5 protein-coding genes and 2 pseudogenes are annotated in these 4,760 nt (G+C 63.0%); 5 read left to right on the top strand and 2 right to left on the bottom strand.

The annotated features are described in order from the left end of the window. The 4 genes and pseudogenes from C8K44_RS28145 to C8K44_RS27085 form a co-directional block, all read left to right on the top strand. Positions 1 to 174, top strand: a pseudogene (locus tag C8K44_RS28145) (sugar ABC transporter substrate-binding protein); the annotation flags it as partial. A 252-nt stretch (positions 175 to 426) separates the two neighbouring features. Continuing rightward, positions 427 to 1,314 (top strand): sugar ABC transporter permease, encoded by an 888-nt coding sequence (locus C8K44_RS27095; RefSeq protein WP_109578848.1) that lies wholly within the window; start codon positions 427 to 429, stop codon positions 1,312 to 1,314. Further along, entirely contained in the window at positions 1,311 to 2,132 is an 822-nt protein-coding gene (locus C8K44_RS27090) for a carbohydrate ABC transporter permease (protein ID WP_109578847.1), read from the top strand. The genes C8K44_RS27095 and C8K44_RS27090 overlap by 4 nt, the downstream gene beginning before the upstream one ends. A 15-nt stretch (positions 2,133 to 2,147) precedes the next feature. Continuing rightward, positions 2,148 to 3,221: an ABC transporter ATP-binding protein gene (locus C8K44_RS27085; RefSeq protein ID WP_109578846.1), complete on the top strand. Its 1,074-nt coding sequence runs from the start codon at positions 2,148 to 2,150 to the stop codon at positions 3,219 to 3,221. Between the two features lie 201 nt (positions 3,222 to 3,422). On the opposite strand, the gene C8K44_RS27080 is transcribed toward C8K44_RS27085, so the two are convergent. Both C8K44_RS27080 and C8K44_RS28140 read right to left on the bottom strand, forming a co-directional pair. Next, positions 3,423 to 3,764 (bottom strand): hypothetical protein, encoded by a 342-nt coding sequence (locus C8K44_RS27080; protein WP_109578845.1) that lies wholly within the window; start codon positions 3,762 to 3,764, stop codon positions 3,423 to 3,425. Next, entirely contained in the window at positions 3,695 to 4,156 is a 462-nt protein-coding gene (locus C8K44_RS28140; protein ID WP_245417657.1) for a TrkA C-terminal domain-containing protein, read from the bottom strand. Before C8K44_RS28140 ends, C8K44_RS27080 begins: the two co-directional genes overlap by 70 nt. Positions 4,157 to 4,666: 510 nt before the next feature. Between C8K44_RS28140 and C8K44_RS27645 the strand changes: the two are divergent. Further along, positions 4,667 to 4,760: pseudogene (locus C8K44_RS27645) on the top strand (IS21-like element helper ATPase IstB); the annotation flags it as partial.

The following is a 4,760-nucleotide window of genomic DNA, read 5'->3' as shown; positions in this document are numbered from 1 at the left end:
CTCGGCGAGTTCGCCAGCAAGTACGGCTACGTTATGAACGGTGGCACCTCGGCCAAGGCATTGTCCGTCTACGAACTCCAGGCCAAGGAGTTCACCGGCTACTGGTCTGGCCAGCAGTCGCTCGACGACGCGCTGAAGAACACCGAAAAGGGCATGGCCGAGCTGCTCAAGTAACTGTCTGGCCGGTGGTGGCCCCAGCTGCCATCGGCCATTCCCACAGGTTCAGGACTCGGCACCTCCCTGCGTTTCCACGCCTTAGGGCATGTCGAAAAGGCGATCCTGGCACCATCTTCCGCCCCGTTGCGCGGGTCCGAGGTGCCGAGTCGTGAAACTATCGCATTGGACCCGCCGCGATCGCGACGACACCGCTGCAGAGGTCCGGCCAGCGACCATTGCTTCCATCGGAAGCCAACCTTAGATCGATTGATGACACCGCTATCGCCACGCGCCCCCTCGTCCGAATTCCGCCTGCTGGCAGTGCCGCTGGTGCTGTTCCTGCTAGTGTTCCTGGGCTTCCCGGCGATCGTCAATCTCGTCTATTCGGTCTCCGAAGTCAGCTTCGAGACCCTGCGCAGGCCTGAGATCAAGGGCTTCTCCAACTTCACCGCCGTCTGGAACGACGCGTCGTTCTGGCAGGCCAGTTGGTTCTCGTTCCGCTTTGGCCTGCTCACCGCCCTGCTCGAATGCGCGCTCGGCCTGTTCCTCGCCATCTTCCTTTCGCCCCTCATCGAAAAGCGCAGCTGGCTGATGGCTATCCTGATGCTGCCGCTGATGGTGGCGCCCGCGCTCGTAGGCCTGATGTATCGCCTGGTGCTGCACGAATTCGTCGGTCCGGTGCCCTATTATCTCTGGACCTGGTTCGGCGCGAACTTGTCGTTCCTCGGACCTGCTTCGGCCTTCTGGACGCTGATCGTCGTCGAGACGCTGCAGTGGACGCCGTTTGCCCTGCTTTTGTTCTACATGGCCTATCAGGCGATCCCCAAGGAGATCGTCGAGGCATCCGCTATGGACGGTGCGCGCTATCGCCACCGGCTCTGGTACATCGAGCTGCCGCTGATGGCGCCGACCATTGTGGTCGCGCTCCTCATCCGCTTCATCGACGGCTTCCGGGTCTTCGATAACGTCTATGTGCTGACCGGCAGCGGCCCCGGCGGCTCGACCGCCTCGCTGTCGATCTACATCTACGAGGCCTTCTTCAAGCAGGGTGCCATCGGCAAGGCGGTTGCGGCTTCCGTCATCCTGTTCGTGGTCTCGTTTGCAGTGCTCTACGGCCTCAACGCCGTTGCCGCCCGCCGCAAGGGAGTCGCACGATGATCAACGCCCTTCGCTGGATCGTCTTCGCCGTCGCGGCGTTTGCGATGAATTTCCCGATCCTCGTCACGCTGTCGACGTCGTTCAAGAGCGCGCGCGAACTTTCGACCAATCCGGGTCTCTGGGTCTACGCGCCGACGCTGGAGAACTACGCCACCGTGTTCACTGTCTCCGACCGACTGAATATCTTTCTCTATCTCGCAAACAGCGTCGCGGTCGCGGCCCTCGGGACGCTGCTGGCGGTGGCGCTGGCCCTGCCCGCAGCCTATGCGATCGGCCGCGGCAGGCTCGGCGAGCGCACGCTCTTGCCCTTCATCGTCAACCTGCGCGCCGTGCCGCTAATCATCTTCGCCATACCGCTCTACATGATGTTCCAGTGGCTGGCGCTGCTCGACACGCGCCTCGGCCTCGGCCTGATCCTGACCATCGTCAACCTTCCGCTGGCGCTCGTCATCCTGGTCAATGCCATCCGCGACCTGCCGGGCGAGCTGGACGAGGCGGCATTGATGGACGGGGCCACGCGCTTCCAGATTCTAACCAGGGTGATTGCCCCGCTCTGCCGCCCGGCCATTGTAACCAGCCTGATCTTCGGCTTCATCACCGCCTGGAACGAGTTCCTATTCGGCCTGATGCTGACCACGTCAAAGGCCGTGCCGATCACCGTGGGCGCCTCGTTCTTTTTCGCAGCCAGCGGCGGCGGCGTGCAGTGGGGCGTGGCCTCCGCCGTCATGATCGTCGGCGCGCTACCGCCGATGCTGCTCGGCCTTCTCATGTATCGCCAGATCAGCGGCTCGATGACGGCCGGCGCGGTCAAGGGCTGAATTTTCGGAGGGTTTATGGGTACGATTTCACTCCAGAAGGCCGGCAAGCGCTACGGCGGCACCGAGATCATCAGGGATCTCGATCTCGACATCTCGGACGGCGAATTCGTCGTCATCGTCGGCCCGTCCGGCTGCGGCAAGTCCACACTGCTGCGCATGATCGCCGGCCTCGAGGCAACCACCTCGGGCCGCCTCATGATCGACGGCCGTGACGTCACCAAGGCACCGCCGGTCGAGCGGCAGCTCGCCATGGTGTTCCAGTCCTACGCGCTCTACCCTCACATGACCGTGCGCCAGAACATGGGCTTCGGGCTCAAGCTTGCGAAATTGTCGCCCGATGCCATCAAGGCCAAGGTCGACCAGGCGGCCGACACGCTGAAGCTCACCCATCTGCTCGACCGCTACCCGCGCCAACTCTCCGGCGGCCAGCGGCAGCGCGTCGCCATCGGCCGCGCCATCGTGCGCGAGCCTGTCGCCTTCCTGTTCGACGAGCCGCTGTCTAACCTCGACGCAGCCCTGCGTGTTGACATGCGCCTCGAGATCGCCAAGCTACACCGCTCGCTCGGCGCCACCATGATCTACGTCACCCACGACCAGGTCGAGGCGATGACGCTGGCCGACCGCATCGTCGTGCTCAGGGAGGGCCTTGTCATGCAGCACGGCAGTCCGCAAGAACTCTACGAGCGCCCGGCCAACCTGTTCGTCGCCCAGTTCATAGGTAGCCCCAAGATGAACGTGCTCGCCTGCGCGCCGTCGGGCGACGGCAGGCTCGACCTCTCGGGACAGGGCACGCTTTCGCTCGCCTTCTCCGGCGCGCCGACCCAGCTTGGCGCCCGCCCCGAACATCTCAGCCTGGTCGCACCCGAGGCCGGCAATTTCTGCGGCTCGGTCGAGGTCGCCGAATATCTCGGCGGTAACACCAGCGTCTTTGTGCGCAACGACCGGCTCGGACTGATCAATGTCAGCGCGCCGGCAGACACAGCGGTGCGCATCGGCGAGACCGTCGGCATCGCCATCGACGGTATCAGGGCTTCGCTATTCGACACGGACGGCCAGTCTATCGGTCGCACCGTCCAATTGCAGAATTGACCGGGGGATTCCAACGACGTCTCGACCTTCAACGGCGACAGCGCCTTCATGAGCGCCGCCCGCAAGTTCGCTCGACGTCGGGCTCAACGTCGCACGAGGTCCGGACGACACGATCTTCTGCGTCCAGTCGGGCCACGTCTGGGTGCGGACTATGGATTGAGCAGGCCGTGGCGGCACCGTCTGGCAAACCGCTTCTCCACCCTACGGGCCTTGGATAGCCACGGCTATCGCCACCACCACCGGACCCATCAGGGGCAGTAACACGTTGGAAATCGCATAAGTCACCGTGTAGCCAAGCACGAGCACCGAGTCTCCGGCCTGTGAGACGAGCGCGCTTATCGTCGGTGTACTGCAATGCTGTCCGGCGATAATTCCGAGAAGGATCGGCGTCTCGATCTTCATGAGCTTCGACCCGACGATGAGCGAGACGAAAGCCGGAAGCAGCGATACTAATATGCCGAGCAACGGCAGGATCAAGCCATATTGCAGGATGAGGTCGATGGCATCCGGGCCAGCGCCCAGTCCAATTGCCGCGATGAACACGGCGAGCCCGAAGTCCTTGGCGAGTTCCGCGGCTGCTGGTGGCAAGTTTCCATGACGGGATGGCGCATATTACGCCAACCGAAGAAAAGGCCAGAAATCGGTGTGCCACCGCCGGAGCCGAGGGTTAGTTCGACTGCGCCGATCGTCAGGTACGCATGACCGATCAGGAGCCCGAGGACAACGCCAAGGCCGAGGAAAATGAAATCAGTCTTGTCGCCGGGAGGCAGCAGATTGCCGAGTTCGCCCGCGGCTCTCGCTAGCGCTTCTTCCGGTCCGTACAGCGTGACAATGTCGCCCTGTTGTAGGACGGTACCCGAGAGCGAGGGAATGCTCTGCCCCATGCGGCGGACCCGCGATATGAAGACTCCTCGCTGCAGATCGGGGCCAGCCATCTTGCGCAGATCCCGTATCCGATGCCCGAACACTTGCTTGCGCATCAGAATGACGTCACGCGTGGAGAGTGAAAAACTGGTTCCCTGGGGGACTGGCACTTCGTCCCCCATTCGATCCTGCACGGCGATAACCGCGTTGCGGCGGCCTCTCACGAAGGCCACATCGTCCTCCTCCAGCATGAATTCGGGAGGAGCTTCGAGTAACTCGCCGCCGCGCTGCACGCGCTCGATCGCCACGGCCCAGTTGCGACTGCGCTCGAACTCGCCAACGGTCTGACCGGCCGCTGGGCCGATCCGGAAGGCGCGCCCGACGAATGCCGGAAGACCTTCTTCCTGGTCATCGTCCTCATCCGACCCGAGGGCACGCGCCAGTGCCTGTGCTTCGGCACGCAAATCCGCCCCAAGGATCAACGGAGCGACTTGGGTCGTGAAAACGATGATGGCGACCAGTCCGAAAATGTGATTTTTCATGGAATGAGGACCCTGTTTAAGGGGTGATTTTCGTCGCTCAGGATCGTCGGGGATCTGTTGCAGGCAGAGATATCGGAGAAGCAGGCCCGCTCCATCAAATACCAGCTCACCGTCGCCAAGCTGCCCTTGGCCA

Source organism: Aminobacter sp. AP02 (assembly GCF_003148805.1).
Classification (GTDB): domain Bacteria; phylum Pseudomonadota; class Alphaproteobacteria; order Rhizobiales; family Rhizobiaceae; genus Aminobacter.
Note: the sequence above shows the minus strand (reverse complement) of the source record. Positions and strands in the feature narration are given on the sequence as shown.